The 18,888-nt window shown below is 62.0% G+C and carries 17 protein-coding genes; 9 read left to right on the top strand and 8 right to left on the bottom strand.

Translation table 11 applies throughout. The features are described 5' to 3' along the window. Positions 1-34: 34 nt before the first annotated feature. The gene (locus HP556_RS15185) at positions 35-1,261 is read right to left on the bottom strand and encodes a DUF1501 domain-containing protein (RefSeq protein WP_175367578.1); all 1,227 of its coding nucleotides are present in this window, start codon (positions 1,259-1,261) and stop codon (positions 35-37) included. Next, complete coding sequence (locus tag HP556_RS15190) at positions 1,258-2,751, bottom strand: DUF1800 domain-containing protein (protein ID WP_175367579.1); 1,494 nt, start codon at positions 2,749-2,751, stop codon at positions 1,258-1,260. The genes HP556_RS15185 and HP556_RS15190 overlap by 4 nt, the downstream gene beginning before the upstream one ends. A 122-nt stretch (positions 2,752-2,873) precedes the next feature. Between HP556_RS15190 and HP556_RS15195 the strand changes: the two genes are divergently transcribed. Continuing rightward, positions 2,874-3,077 carry a hypothetical protein gene (locus HP556_RS15195; RefSeq protein ID WP_175367580.1) on the top strand — a complete coding sequence of 68 codons (204 nt, stop codon included), beginning with the start codon at positions 2,874-2,876 and terminating at the stop codon, positions 3,075-3,077. 53 nt (positions 3,078-3,130) lie between these two features. Here the strand turns inward: HP556_RS15195 and HP556_RS15200 are convergent, their stop codons facing one another. The 3 genes from HP556_RS15200 to HP556_RS15210 all read right to left on the bottom strand — a co-directional run bounded on the left by HP556_RS15200 (position 3,131) and on the right by HP556_RS15210 (position 6,204). Next, a complete protein-coding gene (locus HP556_RS15200; RefSeq protein WP_175367581.1) occupies positions 3,131-4,603 on the bottom strand; it encodes a sensor domain-containing diguanylate cyclase in 1,473 nt (490 codons plus the stop codon). A 172-nt stretch (positions 4,604-4,775) separates the two neighbouring features. Then, positions 4,776-5,471 (bottom strand): glutathione S-transferase family protein, encoded by a 696-nt coding sequence (locus tag HP556_RS15205; protein ID WP_089261744.1) that lies wholly within the window; start codon positions 5,469-5,471, stop codon positions 4,776-4,778. A 22-nt stretch (positions 5,472-5,493) separates the two neighbouring features. Further along, positions 5,494-6,204 carry a glutathione binding-like protein gene (locus HP556_RS15210; protein WP_175367582.1) on the bottom strand — a complete coding sequence of 237 codons (711 nt, stop codon included), beginning with the start codon at positions 6,202-6,204 and terminating at the stop codon, positions 5,494-5,496. A 214-nt stretch (positions 6,205-6,418) separates the two neighbouring features. Here HP556_RS15210 and HP556_RS15215 point away from each other — a divergent pair, with 214 nt between their 5' ends. Further along, positions 6,419-7,531, top strand: a complete 1,113-nt coding sequence (locus HP556_RS15215) for an MBL fold metallo-hydrolase (protein WP_175367583.1) — start codon at positions 6,419-6,421, stop codon at positions 7,529-7,531. A 47-nt stretch (positions 7,532-7,578) separates the two neighbouring features. Beyond that, positions 7,579-8,175: an SCO family protein gene (locus HP556_RS15220; RefSeq protein ID WP_175367637.1), complete on the top strand. Its 597-nt coding sequence runs from the start codon at positions 7,579-7,581 to the stop codon at positions 8,173-8,175. 53 nt (positions 8,176-8,228) lie between these two features. Here the strand turns inward: HP556_RS15220 and HP556_RS15225 are convergent, their stop codons facing one another. Continuing rightward, positions 8,229-9,005 (bottom strand): DUF4394 domain-containing protein, encoded by a 777-nt coding sequence (locus HP556_RS15225; RefSeq protein WP_175367584.1) that lies wholly within the window; start codon positions 9,003-9,005, stop codon positions 8,229-8,231. 153 nt (positions 9,006-9,158) lie between these two features. Between HP556_RS15225 and HP556_RS15230 the strand changes: the two genes are divergently transcribed. Both HP556_RS15230 and HP556_RS15235 read left to right on the top strand, forming a co-directional pair. After that, entirely contained in the window at positions 9,159-9,737 is a 579-nt protein-coding gene (locus HP556_RS15230; protein WP_175367585.1) for a sigma-70 family RNA polymerase sigma factor, read from the top strand. After that, positions 9,734-10,498 (top strand): anti-sigma factor, encoded by a 765-nt coding sequence (locus HP556_RS15235; RefSeq protein ID WP_175367586.1) that lies wholly within the window; start codon positions 9,734-9,736, stop codon positions 10,496-10,498. Before HP556_RS15230 ends, HP556_RS15235 begins: the two co-directional genes overlap by 4 nt. A 59-nt stretch (positions 10,499-10,557) precedes the next feature. On the opposite strand, the gene HP556_RS15240 is transcribed toward HP556_RS15235, so the two are convergent. Then, complete coding sequence (locus HP556_RS15240) at positions 10,558-11,820, bottom strand: hypothetical protein (protein WP_175367587.1); 1,263 nt, start codon at positions 11,818-11,820, stop codon at positions 10,558-10,560. A 159-nt stretch (positions 11,821-11,979) separates the two neighbouring features. On the opposite strand from HP556_RS15240, the gene HP556_RS15245 reads away from it, so the two are divergent. Both HP556_RS15245 and HP556_RS15250 read left to right on the top strand, forming a co-directional pair. Continuing rightward, positions 11,980-12,132 carry a hypothetical protein gene (locus HP556_RS15245; protein WP_175367533.1) on the top strand — a complete coding sequence of 51 codons (153 nt, stop codon included), beginning with the start codon at positions 11,980-11,982 and terminating at the stop codon, positions 12,130-12,132. Between the two features lie 96 nt (positions 12,133-12,228). Then, entirely contained in the window at positions 12,229-13,272 is a 1,044-nt protein-coding gene (locus HP556_RS15250; protein ID WP_175367588.1) for a hypothetical protein, read from the top strand. A 32-nt stretch (positions 13,273-13,304) separates the two neighbouring features. On the opposite strand, the gene HP556_RS15255 is transcribed toward HP556_RS15250, so the two are convergent. Further along, positions 13,305-15,269: an alkyl/aryl-sulfatase gene (locus HP556_RS15255; protein ID WP_246297731.1), complete on the bottom strand. Its 1,965-nt coding sequence runs from the start codon at positions 15,267-15,269 to the stop codon at positions 13,305-13,307. A 115-nt stretch (positions 15,270-15,384) separates the two neighbouring features. On the opposite strand from HP556_RS15255, the gene HP556_RS15260 reads away from it, so the two are divergent. Together HP556_RS15260 and uvrB are read left to right on the top strand one after the other, a co-directional pair. Further along, positions 15,385-15,774, top strand: a complete 390-nt coding sequence (locus HP556_RS15260; protein WP_175367590.1) for an EF-hand domain-containing protein — start codon at positions 15,385-15,387, stop codon at positions 15,772-15,774. Positions 15,775-15,814: 40 nt separating this feature from the next. Then, a complete protein-coding gene (gene uvrB, locus HP556_RS15265) occupies positions 15,815-18,829 on the top strand; it encodes an excinuclease ABC subunit UvrB (protein WP_175367591.1) in 3,015 nt (1,004 codons plus the stop codon). Positions 18,830-18,888: the final 59 nt, after the last annotated feature.

Below are 18,888 nucleotides of genomic sequence, written 5' to 3' on the forward strand. Positions count from 1 at the left end.
TTCGCTCCGCTGGGGGAGAGGGGAAGCAAGAAAGCTACCCCACCAATCCCTTGGCCGGCTTCACCAACGCACTGTCAGGAAACACCTGCTCGGCCAGTGCACGCTCGCTGATGCCGAGGTGATCGTGCAGCACGCCCTTGAAGATCGCGCGCAGGTCGGTCGTCGGGGCGAGATCGCGGGATTCATAGAGCTTGCCATTCGCAAGGCCGGGCCAGTCCGCAATCACGCGGCCGCCCTTGATCGCGCCACCCGCAAGCAACGCAATCGTGCCGGTACCGTGGTCGGTGCCGGCAGTGCCGTTGATCTTGGCGGTGCGGCCGAACTCCGTGGCCACCACTACCACCGTGTCACGCCAATGCGGCCCAAGCCCGCTCTCGAATTCCGCCAGTGCGCCATCGAGACCGCCGAGCAATTGCGCGAGGCGCCCGACCGGCCCGCCTTCCTGCGCATGGGTGTCCCATCCATCGAAGGCGAGCGCCGCGATGCGCGGGCCATCATCGGCAGCCATCAGCTTCGCCGCGCCGCGTGCGACCTGGCGCATCGCCGCTACGGCATTGCCGCCGCCCTTCGGTTTCATCTCGTCGCCAACGGCAATCTTGTCGAGCTTCAGGCCCTGCGACAGCGCCGTCGCCAAAGCGGGATCGCGATCCTGATAGAGTTGCATCAGCCGCATCGCCGTATCATCGGCCGCGTTGGGCAGATTGACCGGCGCCCAGCCAACCGTCGGCGCGGCGCCGCGGAGCACCAGCGGCGTGGTCGGTCCGATCGCAAGACCGGACGAGACGCGTTCGCCACGCGGTAGCGCTTCGATGGCGCGATTGAGCCAGCCCGACTGCACGCGGCCGGGGCCGGCATAGCCGCTCTCCAGCACGTCCTGGCCGTCGAAATGCGAACGTTCGCGATAGGACGTCGCCACCGCATGGACCACGGCAGCTTTCTTGTCGCCATACATCCGCGCAAATTCCGGCATCGCTGGATGCATGCCGAAGAACGAGTCCAGCGCGATGGCTGCGTTCGGGCCATCCTTCGCCAGCGCGATCGAGCCGTGCAGACCGGCATAATCGGGATCGCCGAGCGGCGCGACGGTGGCCAGACCATCGAGCGCGCCGCGCAGGATCACCACGATCAGGCGCGGATCGCGCGCGTCGGCGGCCCTAGCGAATTTCGGCAGATAGGCCCAGGCGGCAAAGGCCGCGCCTGATAACAGAAGCGAGCGGCGTGTGGGGCCGAGCATGCGGCTTTCACAGCAGTCCATCGTCATCTCCTCTGAAATTCCGGCGACATCAGCAGCAACGTCAGTGCCTGCTGCCGCGTCTCCGCGCGCGCGATCGTCTGTCGTGTTTCGGATGAGGCCGCCTCGCCGGCGACCACGTCGAGCATCTCGCGCGGATCGATACTGTCGGGAATGCGCGACGAAACCTGTGCGGCGAGATCGAGCCGCAGCTTCATGCCTTCGGGCACGGCCCAGGCGGCATTGCCGTCCGGAAAGCCGTTCGGCCCCGGCGGTGTCCAGAGCGGCTGGCCAAGCGTCTGCAGTCCCGCAAAGTAACGGCCGGGATCTTCCGGGATGCGCGCCAGCAGGCGGCCGGTGGAGATCAGATATTCATAGGGCGTGCGCAGCTTGGCCATCGGCATCTGCCAGGCTTCACTGGAATCGAGCAGCGCAAGCGCCAGCGCCTTCAGATCGCCGTCGGTCTTTTTGAACACCCCTTCCAGCCGCGCCAGCAGTGCCGGCGGCGGCGCATCAGCCACGAAATGCTGCGCGAATTTCCTGGCGATGAATGTCGCCGCCGATGGATGGCGTGCGAGATCGGCGAGCGCGGCTTCGCCTTGCGCCACGCCGGTGTCGTCATAGGTCTTGCCCAGCAATTGCTGCGGCCCCGGTTCATGCGCATTGGCGTTGAAGGCAAAACTGCCGGGGGTGCCGATCTTTCCTTCGCGGCCGGCAAAGGTCCAGCCGGTGATGATGCGCGCCAGCGACGTCACATCGGCCTGCGTGTAACCACCGCCGACGCCGAGCGTATGCAGCTCCATGATCTCGCGTGCGAGATTTTCATTGAGGCCGCGCTTGCCCCTCTCACCGGCTTTCGAATTCGGGCCGATCGATTGCTGGTTGTCGAGAAAGAACAGCATCGCCGGATGCTGTTCGACGGCTTTCAGCATGTCGGCAAATTTGCCCAGCACATAGGGGCGGATCGCCTCGCGTTCGAAGGAGCCAGCCCACATCCGCGCCGGGTCGCCCTTGCTGGCCGAGATGCAGAAATGGTTCGACCAGAACACGACGAGGCGTTCGACAAAGCCACCCTCGGTAATGGTCGCGCGCTGGATCCGCGCCAGCGCTTCTGCACGATAGGTCTTCTGCACCACATTCGGCGGCAGCGCGACGGCCGGCGGCGGCTTCGGTGCGTCAGGCTGCACTGTCATGGTGGTGTTGCCGGTCATCGCGGGAGCTTCCGGCTTCCTGTCCATCGCAGCCGGCGGCGCTTCGACCGGCACCAGCCCCGGCGTCTTCAGCGCCGCCTCGCGTGCCGTTTTCACTTCGAGCTGATAGGCGAACATCGCCTGCCCCAGCTCGGTCGTGGATTGCAGGCCAGGCAATTCCAGCAGCGCCGCATTGGGGCGCGCCAGCTCGGCCTTCACGAAGCCGCGGGGATCGGAGGCCGCATTGACGATGTCGCCGGAAGCGCCACCCCGCGCGCCAAAACCGAATCGGTTCAGCGCGATCAGCGCACCTTGCGGGTCGCGGGCCATCGGGTTTCCCTCACTCTGCCTTCGTCCTATGATGCATTGGAACATCAAAGGCGACACCCCAGATATACGGGTGGAACAGATGAACCCGGCATGAAAATCGCGCTGAAATTTGGGCTGCTTTCATGAATTATCGGACAGAAACTGCACAGCCGCTCAGCCGCCGCCCCACCTGTTCGGACTGCGGGACTGAATTCGGCTGCGACCTGTCCGGCAATTGCTGGTGCGCCGAGGAGACCGCGAAACTGCCGATGCCGACCACAGGCGGCGATTGCCTGTGCCGCGACTGCCTGCGCGCGAAGGCAGCGGCAGCGCACGCCACGACCTGACGGACGTGCTGATCCGCATGGCGCGCGATTGCGCATCGGCTCCCGCAGCCTGCTTACACCATGCCCGCGCTGCGCCGGTCACGATCGGGTTGCGCATAGTAGCTGCGCTTGGCTTGCAGCATTTCCATATCGGCGCGCTTGACCACGGCTTCGAGCCGCTCGCCCGTCCGGCTGGTGGCAATCCCGGTGGAGAGGCTCAGCGTCAGATCCGGATAGTACTGGTTGTTGACCTCGATCAGTCGCGCCAGCGAGGCAAGTACAGCTTCGCCGCCGGCAGCATCGACTCCGGGCAGCAAGATGGCGAATTCGTCGCCGCCTATGCGCGACACCGTCGCCGGCTTTTCGACCAGTTCGCCGAACACTTCACCGGCCCGGCGCAGCAACCCGTCGCCGGCGGCATGGCCAAGATCGTCATTGGCAGTCTTCAGCGCGTTAAGATCGGCAACGATCACGGTGACCGGTTGCGATCCCTTGCGTTCGAGCCGGTTGAGTTCGTCCACGAAGAACGAGCGGTTCGTCGTGCGCGTCAATACGTCGTGGGTGCCGAGATATTCCAGATAGGCTTCCGCCTTCTTGCGCGCGGTGATGTCGGTCAGCGCGACCTGCACCTGTGACCAGTCGCGCTCATGCCCGGGCAACACCGAGAACTGCAGCAGCAGATGCAGCTTGGTGCCGTCGAGCGCGTAGTTGACGACCTCGCGCTGCTGGAACAGCTTGCCCTCCCACAAGTCGATCAACTGTTCGCGGAAATGCGGCTCCATCTCGTCGCGAAACACATCCGACAATTGACGGAGCAACGTGTCCTTGTCGGGCGCGCCGAACAATTCCAGCGTACGACTGTTGACATCGAGCACACGGATCTCGCTCATGCAGCGCAAAACGAATTCCTCGTGCACATCCGTGAACACGCGAAAATCCTCGATGCCCCGCGCGCGAACGTCGTCCACCAGGCGCTTGACGCCGCTGAAATCCTCGACCCACAGCGACACCGGCGAATGCGCGAACAGGCCGAACGCATAATTCTCGCTCTCCGCGAGGCGACGGCGCGCGCCTTCGCGTTCGGTCACATCCTCGATGGCGATCATCACGCGATCCCAGCGCTCTTCGTGCCCGGGAAGAACAATGCCGTGCAGCTGGATGTCGAGGCGCTCGCCTTTGAGCGTGTAGTTGACCGTATGGCTGGAAAAATGATTCCGACCGCTCCAGAGCTGGGCAAGTTCTGACACATGACTCTTGAACGTATCGTCGCGCATCACCAGGCCGAGACTGAGCGTCAGGTGAGACAGGTCGCGCGCGCCGAACAGTGACAGCGTCTTGCGATTGACCTTGAGAATGCGGATGTGCTGCGAGCACTCACGGACCCGTTCGGGATTGGCGAGCAGGAATGTCTCGATGTCGTCGACGCCCTGCGCCTGCCATTGTTCGAACAGCCCCCTCACATCGCTGTAGTCCTCGATCCAGAGCGAGACCGGGGCAAGATCGAACATCACGGCATCGTCGGCGAGATTGGTAGGCGGAACGGACATAGAGACCTTGGCGCGTGAGACAGCGTGAATCGTTGAGGTATTCCCTTATAGCGAGAGTTACAGGGAATATCCTCGGATTTTCACGAAGGCACCAAGCACCATCGAGAACAACGCTGGTATGCGGACATGAATACCAGCGATTGCTCAATTCATCGCCCGTAGAGAGTGGAACTCACACCGGATAGCCCGCCGAGTTCCGCGCCATGCCGTTAAAAGCATCAAGCATTCTTTCGCGCCATGCATAGATCGCGTCGTCTTCCGCCAGCAGCTTGAACGGCGAGATCGCGCGCGCCCACTGGAACGGACCGAACACGATGTAGTCGGCATAGTTTGGCGCGGCGCCCCCAAGGAACGGCTGCGTCTTCAGGGTGAGACGCATCGGATCAAGCGACTTGCGGAAGGCATCGACGCCCGTGTCGCGATTGGATGCGACCTCTTCCAGCGACTTCTTGAACCGCGCTTCGCGGCTCTCGCGGAAATAGGCCTGATCGACCGGACGCAGATGACCATGAATATCCGCGACGATGAACGGAAACATGCCGGCGACCACGACCGTGTCGCCCCACCAGTTCAGCATCCGCCCCATGGCGCGGCCGCCCTCGCCGCCGAACAGTGACGGACGATCCGGATAGGTGTCTTCGAGATAATTGGCGATCGCCCAGGAGTCGTTGACCGCGCGCTCACCATCGAGCAGCACCGGCACCTTGTCGGATTTGTGCTTGTTGATCGCGTCCTTCTCGGTGAAGCGCCAAGGGATCGATGTGGCGTCGAGGCCCTTATGTGCCAGCGCCATCCGGATGCGCCAGCAGAACGGGCTGAAGGGACGATCTTCTTCGGTGCCGACCAGTTCGAACAGTTGCAGCGCCATGATTACTTCTCGTAACTCTGAGCTAACTCTTCACCACAGCCGAGGTCTGGCCGAACAGCAGCTTGCGCTCTTCGTCGGTCCGGATCGGCGGCTGGCCGAAATTGGGGTTGACCTCTTTGGCGATCTCGTAAGCACGCTTGACCGCCGGCCGCTCGGCGATGGTTTCGAGCCAGCGCTTGAGATGCGGGAAGTCGTTGATGTCCTGGCCCTGGTTCTTGTAGGGCACGATCCAGGGATAGCTCGCCATATCGGCAATCGAATAGTCGCCGGCGATGAACTTGCGATCTGCAAGGCGCTTGTTGAGCACGCCATAGAGCCGGTTGGTCTCGTTCACATAGCGGTCGATGGCGTAGGTGATCTTTTCCTGCGCGTAGTTGCGGAAGTGATGGTTCTGTCCGGCCATCGGCCCGAGACCACCCATCTGCCAGAACACCCACTGGATCGCATCATAGCGCACAGCGAGATCGTCGCTCAGGAACCTCGCGGTCTTCTCGGCGAGATACAGCAGCATCGCGCCGGACTCGAACACCGAGATCGGCTTGCTGCCACTCTTGGGCGCATGATCGAGCAGCGCCGGAATGCGATTGTTCGGCGCGATGGCCAAAAACTCGTCCTTGAACTGGTCACCCTTGCTGATATTCACCGGAATGATCTTGTAGGGGAGCCCCGTCTCCTCAAGAAAGATCGTGATCTTGTGGCCGTTCGGCGTGCTCCAGTAATAGAGATCGATCATCGTTCAATCCGTTTTGCGTGATGAGGCAACCCGCAAACCCGACCGAAGGCCGATTGAATGCGACTGCATGAAATGTTGCCGGATCATCGGATCAAGTCAATGCAATTTGCTCCGCCTCCGATGATCTTCGAAAGATCATTCCCTGCCAGTGGCGCATCCGGTCTGTTATCAAACGGAAACTCCGCACAGGCGGATGATTTCCGGGAGACATGCCATGACCGCAGATATCCGCCGCCGCGACTTTCTCAAGACCTCGGCAGCCTTTGCTGGCATGGCTGCGGCCGGATTTTCCTGCGTGGAGGTTGCCAACGCGGCGCCGATCCAGGTGCCGACCGTCGATCGGCTCTCGATCCGCGTGCTCGTCGATCAGCAGCATGATCAATTTCTGCGCGGCAGCACGGTGAATGGCGTGGTGCATGAGGGGCCAGGGCCGGCCCGCAGCGCCGATGCGCGCAACGTGCTGCACAATGAGTGGGGCCTGTCGCTGTTTCTGGAGTCTCAGCGTGAGCAGGACAAGCGTAATATCCTGCTCGATTTCGGCTATACCTCGCCGGCAATCATCAACAATATCGGGCTGCTCAAGGTCGATCCGGCCTCGCTCAACGCGCTGATCGTCAGCCACGGTCATATCGACCATTACGGTGGACTGATCGGCTTTCTCGAGCAATATCGCAGCGTCTTGCCACCCGACATCAAGCTATATGCCGGCGGCGAGGATAATTTCTGCCACCGCGTCAGCCGCGCATCGACCGGCCAGTTCGGCGAAGGCGGCATCCTCGACCGCAAGCAAATCGCCGCGCAGAAGGTGCAGACCGTACTCTGCGAAACCCCGACGGTGATCGAGGGCCATGCTTTCACAACAGGCAAGATCAAGCGTAACAGCGTCGAGCGCGTGCTGCCGAACACCTTCGTGGACTACAAGCCGGACAGCGCAGGCTGCGACTACGGCCACTATACGGCTGCCGAACTGCAGGGCAATTTTGCACCGGACGAACACGTCCACGAACACGCCACCTGCTTCAACATCCGCGGCAAGGGGCTGGTGGTGATCAGCTCCTGCGGCCATGTCGGCATCGTCAATTCGGTCCGGCAGGCGCAGGAGATATCGGGCGTGCAGAAGGTACACGCCGTCGTCGGCGGCTTTCACCTCGGTCCTGCCCCTGCCGACTACCTCAAGCAGATCGTCGGCGAGATCAAGAAGCTCGAGCCCGATGTGATCATCCCGATGCATTGCAGCGGCCTGAACTTCCTGCTCGAGGCGCGTGCGCAGATGCCGGACAACGTCATCAACGTCTCGACCGGCAGCCGCCTGACCTTCAGCGCGTGACCTCGCGCGCCGCACGCGCCTTCTGGTATCGGACCGGCATAGCCGCCATGGCCGCGCTGTGGCTCGGGTGCTGGAGTGCGGCGCCCGCATCAGCGCAGGGGTCGTCCCGTTCCGCAGCCGAATTGATGGACGCAGTGATGTGGAATCGCGAGCCGATCGGTGGCGCGTTCCAGCTTATCGACCAGTCGGGTCAAGCCCGCAGCGAGCGCGATTATCGCGGCCAGCTGTTGCTCGTTTATTTCGGTTTCACCTATTGTCCGGACATCTGCCCGACTGACCTGCAGGCCATCGGACTGGCGATGGACCGGCTTGGCGCTGACGCCGCTCATGTGCAGCCGCTCTTCATCACTCTGGATCCCGAGCGCGATACACAGGAGCAACTGGCGCAATATGTGCCGATGTTTCACCCGAAGCTGATCGGCCTGACCGGCAGCACTGCCGCGATTCATGCCGCCGCCGAAGCGTATCGCGTTTATTACAAGCGCATCGACTTCGACGACAGGCCGACCGACTACACCGTCGATCACTCGGCCTTCGTCTATCTGATGGACCGCGACGGAAAATATCTCGGCTTCTTTCCGCCCGGCACCTCTGCCGAGAAGATGGTCGATATGATCCGGCCGTATCTGGGAATCGGAAAATAGAGATGCCGCGCCCTTGCGAGCGCAGCATCGTGATAGAAGTGATCGATTGAAGCTTACATGCCCATGATCGCGATATCCGTCACCTTGCCGGTGACGCCCGAGATCTTGGCGGCTTCGGTCGCCTTGCCGGTGGCGAGATCGACCGAATAGAGCGTGCCGTCGGCCATCAGCCAGGCTTCGTTCTTGCTGCCATCCGACCAGATGTCGAAGGCGACAGCCGCCGGCTTGATGCCGAGTTTGCCGACCGCGCCGAGAATGCCGTCATTCGGTGGCGCCTGCTTGACCAGCGCGCCGATGGTGCCGTCGATGTTGAACAGCGCGGTCTCCTTGGTGCCCTTCACAGAGTTTGTGTAGGCGCCGGCGATGACATTCGGCTTCTCGCCCTTGTGCATGTCGGTCTCGGCATATTTATGATCGCCGTCCTTTGTCACCTTGCCGTCGTCGACATTGGCACGCAGGCTCATGCCGTCCGAGCCCATCACGCGCAGACGATCGGCCACCGGGTTGAAGTCGACGGTGGCGGTGACGCCCTTGGCCAGCATGGTGTCGAGCTTCGACTTCACCGTCGCCTTGCCGTCCGCGGCGATGGTGACGATCGTGCCGTCATCGACCACCCCATAGAGCATGCCATCGGCGGGACGGACGTCGATGCCGACCAGCGCGCCGGATATACCAGTGACCTTGACGGATCCAGCGGCCATCTTCTTGGTGGTATCGACCATGGCGATGGTGTCGCCACCGACCAGGGCTGCAACCTGGGCAGCATTGGCGGCGGCCGCGGGGATCAGCAGCAATGCTGCAGAGGCGGCGAAAAGCGAACGAAATGACATAAGTGGCTCCCTGTGTTTCCGCGATCCCCTCGGGACCGACACAAGGACTACCGGCGGGCCCTCCCAACTGGATGCACGCCCCTGAAAATAAATTCATTTGGGTGCATCCAATTGCGTGCGGCAAAGGTAGACTGACCATGCAAGGGCATGGACATGACTGGGAATGGCACCATCACCGAGACCCGGCGCGACGAGGCGGGCCTCGACCACGCGCGCGAGGCACAGCTGTCGGCCGCGCTGGCGCGATGCGCCGCCGGCGACCGGGCGGCTCTGCAGATGATCTACAACAGCGAAGCCCCGAAGATGATCGGGGTCGCCCGCCGCATCCTGTTCCGGCAGGATCTGGCGGAGGAAGCCGTGCACGATGCCTTCGTGCGGATCTGGGGCGCGGCCGCGTCGTTCGATCCGCATCGCGGCTCGGCGCGCGGCTGGCTCTATGCCGTCGTGCGCAATCGCGCGCTCAGCATTCACCGCAACGAGCATCGCTATGATGCGTCCGACGACAGCGCGCTCGATATCGACTGCGAGGCGACCATGACGCGGATGCCCGAGACATCGGCGCTGCGCAAATGCCTGGAGCGTATCGACCGGCCGCGCCGCGATGTCGTGGTGCTGGCCTATGTCCATGGCATGAGCCATGGCGAACTGGCCGGACGGCTGAAGGTGCCGCTCGGCACCGTGAAGAGCTGGATCCGCCGCAGTCTGTTCGCACTGCAGGAGTGCATGGGATGAGCATGCACGACGACAACACGCATTCCACCGACGATCTCGCCGCCGACTATGTGATGGGCCTGCTGGAAGGCACGGAGCTCGCCGCTGCCGAAGCGCGCATGACCGACGATGCCGATTTCGCCAGGGCCGTCAGCACCTGGCGCGAGCGATTGGCCGATCTCGACGCCACAGCCGAAGCGCTCGCCCCCAGCGCTGCACTGTGGGACCGCATCGCCGACTCCACAAAGATCAAACCCGCGATCCCGCTGCCCGGCGCCCGCGCTGCGCTGCGCGGCGCAACGCTGTGGGACAATATCGGCTTCTGGCGCGGCACCGGGATCGGCGGCGTGTTCGCGGCCTTGATGCTGGTGGTGATCCTGATCGGCGCGCTCGCAACGTCGCGCCAGCTCCGCCGCGAACTGATCGCGCTGGCGCAGCGCAAGCCGATCTATGTCGCCGTGCTGGTCAACGACGCCACCAGGGAAACCGGCGCCATCGTCAACACCTTCTCCGACGGCCGCGTCGAACTGATCCCGCTGCGCCCGATCGACGTCCCCGCCGGCCGCACGCTGCAGGTCTGGACCCTGTGGGATCGCGACATCGGCCCGAAGTCCATCGGCCTCACCGGACAGTCGCGGACATTGCAGCTCGATCTGGAAGCATTGCCGGATACGGTGGCAGATCAGTTGTTCGAGATCACACTGGAGCCCGAAGGCGGCTCGCCGATCGGAAGACCGACGGGGCCGATTTTGTTTAAGGGCAATGCGGCAAGGGCGTTGTGAACCGAGATAAGCAAATCCCCGGCTATATTCGCACCGGGGATTTGCCAACCCATTTACAACTATTGGGGCTCAACCTGCTTCGGCTTCCCGATAGATCCTGTCGGATTCAGATCTTTTTCTCCAGGCTTTTCCGAGTTCCGCACATCTATTGCATTTGATGGTCGACTAGAAAGTTGGGAAGGCATTTGGGGGGAGCGTATTCGTGCAAGATACTGCCGTCTCTCCAATGACGCACTATACAGCCGCCCACCCTCTCCCGGAACAAGGTCAGCCTCAAAGGCAGCTTTGGCCAATGCTTGGTTCAATGCATTCTGACATTTGTTTCTTGCAGTCGGAGTCTTCGTATACTCGGTGCTATCGCCCAACAAATTCTGGCATGAACGCCACATGAGTTTCGTTACTAAGAAAAAGTGAGGCGTATATGCCTCGATGGCAAACGTCGCATAGTTCATGTTCCAAGCGAAGTCTCGCCATAGACGAAGATCGCCATTTCCATTGTTCATAATCTGCAACGCGTATGCCAAGGTCGCGCAAACCTCGCCTCGCGCCATTGCGTAACTGGGAGCGTAGGCGCCGTCGGGTCCGGGAGTTACGTTCGCAGGCGCCAATTGGCACCTCTTCGTCAGATTATCGATGATCAGCCACATGTTGAGTTCGAGCGAATCCCGATAAAGCGGCAGCAGGGTTAATACGGGACCAGCACTAGAAAAGCTCAGATTGAGAAGATCGTCGACCAACGACGTGGCCTGATTGACTGCCTTGGTTGCGTGAATGGCGGCTTTCACTGAGTCCGAAAGGACCGGAATCTTCCCCATCAATTTGTCACGAATTTCGGAAAGTGATGCATTGCTTTCGGCATTGAAGAGCGTCGTCAGCGCGAGTCTGAACAGGGCGTAGTCCAATCTCGCCATCTTCTCATCGAAAAACTGGCAAACTGCTGGCAGTGTAAATCTGGCAGCCTCGAGTGTACCGATCGCTCCCACTGCGTTGTCTGTGATTGCAATGTTCGTATTCGCATCGGGATAAAGGCAGTGGTATGCCTCATAAGCCGTTTCCACCGCAGCTCTCATGTTAGCTTCGATAGCGAGCTTGTCAGCGTCGTTATGACCGGCTTGCCGCGCTGCCGCTAATAAAACGCCAACCAACAGATATGACCGAAACAACCGATGGCTTTTCGTGTTTGCAACGAAGAGAACATAATCTTCGCCCTGCGCGACGATACCTCCTCTTCGATTGAACTCCGCACACCCCGTCAGCATTGACGCCACCAGAACAAGCGCCGTCATTCGCACAGTAAAGCGCGTCGCGAATCCTGAAAACATGATCGCCCCCAAGCAAATCTTTGATTTGTAATGAGGTGAATCTCGCCAGATTCGCGGCACATCCCGTAGTTGATATTTATCAGGGCATTTCCTTTGGTTGATTTATCCACATCAATCGCTTTCGGGTTGAGTGTCCATTCGTGCAGCTGGCGCAGCACGGTGGCGCCCGTCGCTTCGTCGTGGTCCCGACTGTCGCCGGAAATCGTCGCCGACCAGCCGTTCGAGATCACCCGGGAGCACGAAGACGGCTCGCCGGCCGGCCATCCGACCGGGCCTGTATCGTTCAAGGGCAATGCCGCGCGGGCGTTGTAGTCTCACGGCGACCGGTTTTGGCCCTTGAACGCTTCGGCCTGTGTAAGCGACAAAGGGCAGTGTTCGGCGTCGAATGGCGCATTGCGGAGAGAGTGCATGCGATATTCGACCGATGATCTGCGCGCGGCTGTCACAGCCGGCGTGCTTCCTTCCACGCAGCTCGACGCCCTGCTGGCTTTCCTCACGGCGCGTGTGCCGGAGCAGCCGGCTGCCGGGCCCAAATTCGACGTCGTGCATTTGCTCTGGTACGCAGGCGCGCTGGTGGTGATATCAGCCATGGGGCTGTTCTCGACGCTGGCGTTTTCGCAAATGGGCGGGCCGGCGCTGACCGCCACTGCCCTTGTCTATGCCGGCCTGTTCACCGCAGCCGGTCACTATCTCTGGACGGTCAAGAAGCTGCGCACGCCGGGCGGACTGCTGATCGCGGTCGCCGTGGCGATGACGCCGCTCGCCGTGTTCGGCATACAGGATGCCTACGGTGCATGGACCGAATTCGGCAGGCCGGCGGCGATGCGCGATTTCTATGTCTGGATCAAGGGCAGCTTCGTCTTCATGGAGCTTGCGACCATCGCCGCGGCCATCGTGGCACTGCAATTCTATCGCTTTCCCTTCATCGTCTTCATCATGGCGGTCGCGCTGTGGTTTCTGTCGATGGATGTCGTGCCGTGGATCGCGGGCGCGAGCTACGGCAACTGGGAACTATCGCGCAAGGTGTCCATCTGGTTCGGCCTTGGCATTCTGGTAGCTGCGGTGATCGTCAACCTGCGCCAGCGCAGCGGCGATTTCGCATTCTGGCTCTATCTGTTCGGCGTGCTGACATTCTGGGGCGGCATCACCGCCACGTCGAACGGCACCAATCTCGACAAGGCGCTATACTGCCTGCTGAATGTCGGCTTCCTGCTGATCTCGGTCGCGCTGTCACGACGGGTGTTCGCGGTGTTCGGCACCATCGGCATTGCGATCTATCTCGGCGACCTCGCCGAGAAGATCTTCAAGGATTCAATGCTGTTCCCGTTCGCGCTGTCGCTGATCGGCATCGGAATCATTGCGCTGGGGCTGTATGTCCATCGCCACCAGCGCGACATCGGCGCCTGGGTCGATGCGCGCCTGCCCGAATCGCTCAAGCGCCTGCGGGCGTAACCGGTCGCCGGATAGGTTTGATATAGCCGGACCTATTCCGCGCGCACTTTCTTCGGTTCCACGATCTCGAATCCCGGTGAGAATTCGTCCAGCAGACCAAACAATTCGCGCAGCTTGAGCGGATTGCCGCTGAGTGATGTTTCCCCGGCGGCCACACTATCCGCAAAGGTGCGCTGCTTCAGCGTGATGGCGTCGAGCGCTGCGCGGGTCAGCGTCACGCTGGCGTCGGCGTTGTCCGAAAGTTTGCCCGACATATGCGTCAGCGCTGAATTCTCCAGGTTCATCACATAGGTTTCATTGAGATCGGTGAAGGTCCAGTTGATGACGATCTTCTTGCCTTCTGCCTTCGTCGCGTTGAGCCGCACCCCGAGAAAATCGAAGGCCAGATCGATGGATACGCCCTTGAGCAGCTCGGCGTTCGCCAGCGACGATCTCTGCGGCCCGACGCCGCTGCGCAGTTCCAGTGCGCCGAGCAGATAAGCATTCCGCCACGTCGCCGCCTCGCTCTGATAGCCCAACTGTTCGAGCGCATCGGCACCGAGATCGCGCGCCTCCTTGTTCGACGGATCGGCGAACACGACCCGACTCATCACGCTGGCGACCCAGCGATATTGCCCTGCCTTGAAATCCTCGCGCGCGCGTTTGATCGTGGCGTCCGCACCGCCCATGTATTCGATCTGCTTCTTCGCTTCCTCTGCGCGCGGCAACGGATTGAGGTCCGCGGGATTGGCGTCATACCAGCCAAGATAGAATTGATAGACCGCCTTGGCATTGTGGCTCAGGGTACCGTAATAGCCGCGCGACGCCCAATCGTTCGCCAGCGACAGCGGCAGTTTCAATTGCTCCGCAATCTCGGTTGATGTGAGGCCGTGGTTGAGCAACCGCACGGCCTGGTCGTGGATGAATTTGTAGAGATCGCGCTGTTTCTTGAGAAAATTGACGATGCGCTCGTTGCCCCACATCGGCCAGTGATGCTGTGCGATCACGATATCCGTCCTGTCGCCGTAGCGCGCGATCGCCTCGCCGATGTAGCGCGACCACAACCGGCCATCGCGAATTTCCGCGCCGCGGATGGTGTAGAGATTATGCATGTTGTGGGTGGCATCTTCCGCCATGTTCAGCAATTTGAACTGCGGAAAATACAAGATCATCTCGCTTGGGGCTTCCGAGCCCGGCACCAGATGAAATTCGATCTCGACGCCATCGACGATGCGCGTCTCATAGGACTGCTTGATGAGGTCGTTTGGGGGGATCAGCGAGATCGTCCCCCGCGCCAATGCCTTGCCCAACCCCGTATCGACCTGGGCGCGCTCACCGACCGGCAGTGTGCTGCCGAACTGGTATTGCGCGCGGCGCGACATCGCATTGCCGGCAATGACGTTCTCCGCCACCGCATGCTCCATGAAGCCGTCGGGCGCGATCACCTTGACCTTGCCCTGCCTGGCGTCGTTCTCGCTGATGACGCCCTTGGCGCCGCCGAAGTGATCGGCATGGCTGTGGGTGTAGATCACGGCGGCGACGGGCTTCGCAGGCCGATTCTTCAGATAAAGTTCGAGCGCGGCTTTTGCGGTCTCGTTCGACAGCAGCGGATCGATCAGGATCAGGCCGCTGTCGCCCTCGATGATGGTCATGTTGGAAATATCGAGCCCGCGCACTTGATAAACGCGCTCGGTGACCTTGAAGAGGCCGTTGATCGCGTTGAGCTGCGCCTGTCGCCACAGGCTGGGATTGACGGTCGCCGGCACGGCGTCGTTTTGCAGGAACGCATAGGGCTTGGTGTCCCATGCCGGCCTGCCGTCCGGACCTGCGATCACACCATCCGGCAGCGTGGCGATGAAGCCGCGTTTGGCATCGTCGAAATCGGCGCGGTCGGAAAACGGCAGCGCCTTCAGCACCGATTCGTTCAGCCCCTTCGTGGCCGGCTCGGCGTCCCTAGACTGGGCGAGGCACGGCGCTGTTGCAAATCCTATTGCAGTGCACAGCAATATTGTTGGCATCACACGCATGGCAATCCCTCGCAGACCTCGGCCGCATCGCCGGATTTGAGTGTTGAACCCGGAATCCGAATGACGCATCCTGATTGAAACATAGAGTACGCCAAGGGAGATGATCATGACCACACGCCGCACGGTTTTGCTATCCCTCGCGATTCCTCTTGTCGCACTGCTGCCGGCGCAGGCCGCCTCGCCGCTGAAGAGGCTCGATCCCGACAAGGACGGCACCGTGGACCTCAACGAGGCCAAGGCCGCGGCGTCCGCATTGTTCGACAAGCTCGACCGCGATCATGACGGCACGCTGGATGCGAAAGAGCTGCGTGGCCGGCTCACTGCGAAAGAATTTGCCGCCGCCAATCCCGACAAGGATGGCACCCTCGACAAAGCGGAATATCTCGCCCTCGTCGAAGCGCGTTTCCGCGCCGCCAATCCGGACAATGACGGCACCCTCGATGCAAGGGAACTGGGCTCGCCCGCCGGCAAGACGTTGCTGAAGCTGCTGCTGTAGGGCCCTTTCATCGCCCCAAGACTCGCCCCATATTCCGCCCATGGCGAAGAAACCCGACTCTCCGAAAAAGCCCGCAAAATCAATCAAGACACCCGCCGCCAAGCCTGGCGCCGGCCGTCCCGACGTCAAGCCGATCGGGCCTGCCCTGGCGGAACTGCTGAATCCCGCGATCAATCGCGGCGATGCCGGCATGGGCTCGGGCACCGGACTGCAGCCGCCGCCGAGTAATTCCTTCGAGCGTCGTTCCGGCGGCGAGGCCGCGGTGCATCGCGCGCGCAAATCGACGCCGAAGAAGTTCGAGGGCGACGAGGGAATGCGCCCGACGCCATTGCAGCCGTTTCCCCAGCCGGTGGTCGCGCCCTATGCGCCGCGGCTGAGCGAGCAGAAGGGCCTCGAGGAAGCGCCGCAGGCGAATTACAACACCTCGGCCTCGATCCCGACGCTGGATCCGGAACTGGCCAAACAGCTCGGCTTCGCCACCGAGGAAGACGACGACGCCGCCATGGCGCGGCCGCCGCGCAACAAGATGGAAGCCCTCGGCGTGCAGGCCACGGCCGATGCGCTGGAAGCACTGGTGCGCGACGGCCGTCCGGAGTTCAAGGACCAGAAGGTGTGGACGCCGCATCGTCCGCCGCGCCCGGAGAAATCCGAAGGCGGCGTGCGCTTCGAGCTGAAATCCGAATACGAGCCGAAGGGCGACCAGCCCACCGCGATCAAGGAACTGGTGGAGGGCATCGACCGCAACGACCGCACCCAGGTTCTGCTCGGCGTCACCGGTTCGGGCAAGACCTACACAATGGCCAAGGTGATCGAGGCCACGCAGCGTCCGGCCATCATCCTTGCGCCGAACAAGACGCTGGCCGCGCAGCTCTATGGCGAGTTCAAGAACTTCTTCCCCGACAACGCCGTCGAATATTTCGTCAGCTATTACGACTACTACCAGCCGGAAGCCTACGTCCCGCGCACCGACACCTATATCGAGAAAGACTCGTCCATCAACGAGCAGATCGACCGCATGCGCCATTCGGCGACGCGTGCGCTGCTGGAGCGCGACGACGTCATCATCGTGGCGTCGGTGTCGTGCATCTACGGTATCGGCTCGGTGGAAACCTATACCGCGATGACCTTCGCGCTGAAGAAGGACGAGCGCATCGACCAGCGCCAGCTCATCGCCGATCTCGTGGCGCTGCAATACAAGCGCACCCAGCACGACTTCACCCGCGGCACTTTCCGCGTGCGCGGCGACGTCATCGACATTTTCCCGGCGCATTATGAAGACCGCGCGTGGCGCGTGAACCTGTTCGGCGACACCGTGGAGAGCATCGAGGAGTTCGATCCGCTCACCGGCCACAAGCAGGACGAGCTCGAATTCATCAAGATCTACGCCAATTCGCATTACGTGACGCCGCGGCCGACGCTGATCCAGGCGATGAAATCGATCAAGGAAGAGCTGAAGTGGCGGCTCGACCAGCTGCACAATCAGGGGCGCCTGCTGGAAGCGCAGCGGCTGGAGCAGCGCACCACCTTCGATCTCGAAATGATGGAAGCCACCGGCTCCTGCGCCGGCATCGAGAACTATTCGCGCTATCTCACCGGCCGCCGGCCGGGCGAGCCGCCGCCGACTTTGTTCGAATATGTGCCGGACAATGCGCTGGTCTTCGCCGACGAAAGCCATGTCACGGTGCCGCAGATCGGCGGCATGTTCAAAGGCGACTTCCGCCGCAAGGCGACGCTGGCGGAATATGGCTTCCGCCTGCCCTCCTGCATGGACAACCGGCCGCTGCGCTTCGAGGAGTGGGACATGATGCGCCCGCAATCCGTCGCGGTGTCGGCGACGCCGTCCGGCTGGGAGCTGCAGGAATCCGGCGGCGTCTTTGTCGAGCAGGTCATTCGCCCGACCGGCCTGATCGATCCGCCGATCAATATCCGCCCGGCCCGCACCCAGGTCGACGATCTCTTGGGCGAAGTCCGCGCCACCGCGGCCCAGGGCTATCGCTCGCTGATCACCGTGCTGACCAAGCGCATGGCCGAAGACCTCACGGAATTTCTCCATGAGCAGGGCATTCGCGTGCGCTACATGCACAGCGACATCGACACCATCGAGCGCATCGAGATCATCAGGGATCTCCGTCTCGGCGCCTTCGACGCGCTGGTCGGCATCAACCTGCTGCGCGAAGGCCTCGACATTCCCGAATGCGCGCTGGTCGCCGTGCTCGATGCCGACAAGGAAGGCTTCCTGCGCTCGGAGACCTCGCTGATCCAGACCATCGGCCGCGCCGCGCGTAACGTCGACGGCCGCGTCATTCTCTATGCCGACCAGATGACCGGCTCGATGACGCGCGCCATCGCCGAAACCGATCGCCGCCGCGAGAAGCAGGTGGAATACAACACGCTGCACGGCATCACGCCGGAGAGCGTGAAGAAGTCGATCGGCGACATCATGAACTCGGTCTATGAGGGCGACCGCGTGCTGGTGGATATCGGCGGCGGCATGGCCGAAGATGCCATCACCATCGGACACAATTTCGAAGCCGTGCTGGCCGATCTGGAAGTGCGGATGCGCGAGGCCGCGGCCGACCTGAACTTCGAGGAAGCCGCCCGCCTGCGCGACGAGGTCAAGCGCCTGCGCGCCACCGAACTCGCCGTGGTCGACGATCCCACCGTCAAGCAGCGCGGCGTTGCCGCACGCGGCGGCGGTTACAAAGGCGAGAAGAAATATGGCGATGCCGCCAATCTTCCCGCGCGTCTCGACAAGGCCGCGCAAGGCAAAGCGCGCGGCAAATACGGCAAGAGTTCATCAGCGGGCGGTGCGTCGTCGAAAGTGCACAAGCCCGGGCTCGACGAGATGGGCATCGCGAACTGGCATGAAGTGAAGCCCGCTCGCGGCAAGGAAGTTCAGCGCCCGCGCAAGCCGACACTGGACGAGATGGGACCGGGCACCGAGAGCAAGATTTTCCAGCCGAAGAACAGCCGCGAGTCGGGACCGGAGTTTGGCCCCGTGCCAAGATCAACCGGCGGCGCGCCGGGGCATCGGGGCGGGTGGAAGAAGCGGTAAAGCCTCCCAAAGGCCCGTACGATACCGACCTTAGCATTCCCAGCTTTCAATACGTCGCA

The sequence above is a fragment of the Tardiphaga robiniae genome (assembly GCF_013359755.1).
In the GTDB taxonomy this organism is placed as follows: Bacteria; Pseudomonadota; Alphaproteobacteria; order Rhizobiales; family Xanthobacteraceae; genus Tardiphaga; species Tardiphaga robiniae.

Coding starts and splice junctions, on each gene's coding strand:
- HP556_RS15240 (WP_175367587.1), bottom strand. CDS start 11,820: ATGTTTTCAGGATTCGCGACGCGCTTTACTGTGCGAATGACGGCGCTT.
- HP556_RS15210 (WP_175367582.1), bottom strand. CDS start 6,204: ATGATCGATCTCTATTACTGGAGCACGCCGAACGGCCACAAGATCACG.
- HP556_RS15190 (WP_175367579.1), bottom strand. CDS start 2,751: ATGGCCCGCGACCCGCAAGGTGCGCTGATCGCGCTGAACCGATTCGGT.
- HP556_RS15235 (WP_175367586.1), top strand. CDS start 9,734: ATGAGCATGCACGACGACAACACGCATTCCACCGACGATCTCGCCGCC.
- HP556_RS15225 (WP_175367584.1), bottom strand. CDS start 9,005: ATGTCATTTCGTTCGCTTTTCGCCGCCTCTGCAGCATTGCTGCTGATC.
- HP556_RS15230 (WP_175367585.1), top strand. CDS start 9,159: ATGACTGGGAATGGCACCATCACCGAGACCCGGCGCGACGAGGCGGGC.
- HP556_RS15185 (WP_175367578.1), bottom strand. CDS start 1,261: ATGACGATGGACTGCTGTGAAAGCCGCATGCTCGGCCCCACACGCCGC.
- uvrB (WP_175367591.1), top strand. CDS start 15,815: ATGGCGAAGAAACCCGACTCTCCGAAAAAGCCCGCAAAATCAATCAAG.
- HP556_RS15200 (WP_175367581.1), bottom strand. CDS start 4,603: ATGTCCGTTCCGCCTACCAATCTCGCCGACGATGCCGTGATGTTCGAT.
- HP556_RS15220 (WP_175367637.1), top strand. CDS start 7,579: ATGGCCGCGCTGTGGCTCGGGTGCTGGAGTGCGGCGCCCGCATCAGCG.
- HP556_RS15250 (WP_175367588.1), top strand. CDS start 12,229: ATGCGATATTCGACCGATGATCTGCGCGCGGCTGTCACAGCCGGCGTG.
- HP556_RS15195 (WP_175367580.1), top strand. CDS start 2,874: ATGAATTATCGGACAGAAACTGCACAGCCGCTCAGCCGCCGCCCCACC.
- HP556_RS15205 (WP_089261744.1), bottom strand. CDS start 5,471: ATGGCGCTGCAACTGTTCGAACTGGTCGGCACCGAAGAAGATCGTCCC.
- HP556_RS15255 (WP_246297731.1), bottom strand. CDS start 15,269: ATGCCAACAATATTGCTGTGCACTGCAATAGGATTTGCAACAGCGCCG.
- HP556_RS15215 (WP_175367583.1), top strand. CDS start 6,419: ATGACCGCAGATATCCGCCGCCGCGACTTTCTCAAGACCTCGGCAGCC.
- HP556_RS15260 (WP_175367590.1), top strand. CDS start 15,385: ATGACCACACGCCGCACGGTTTTGCTATCCCTCGCGATTCCTCTTGTC.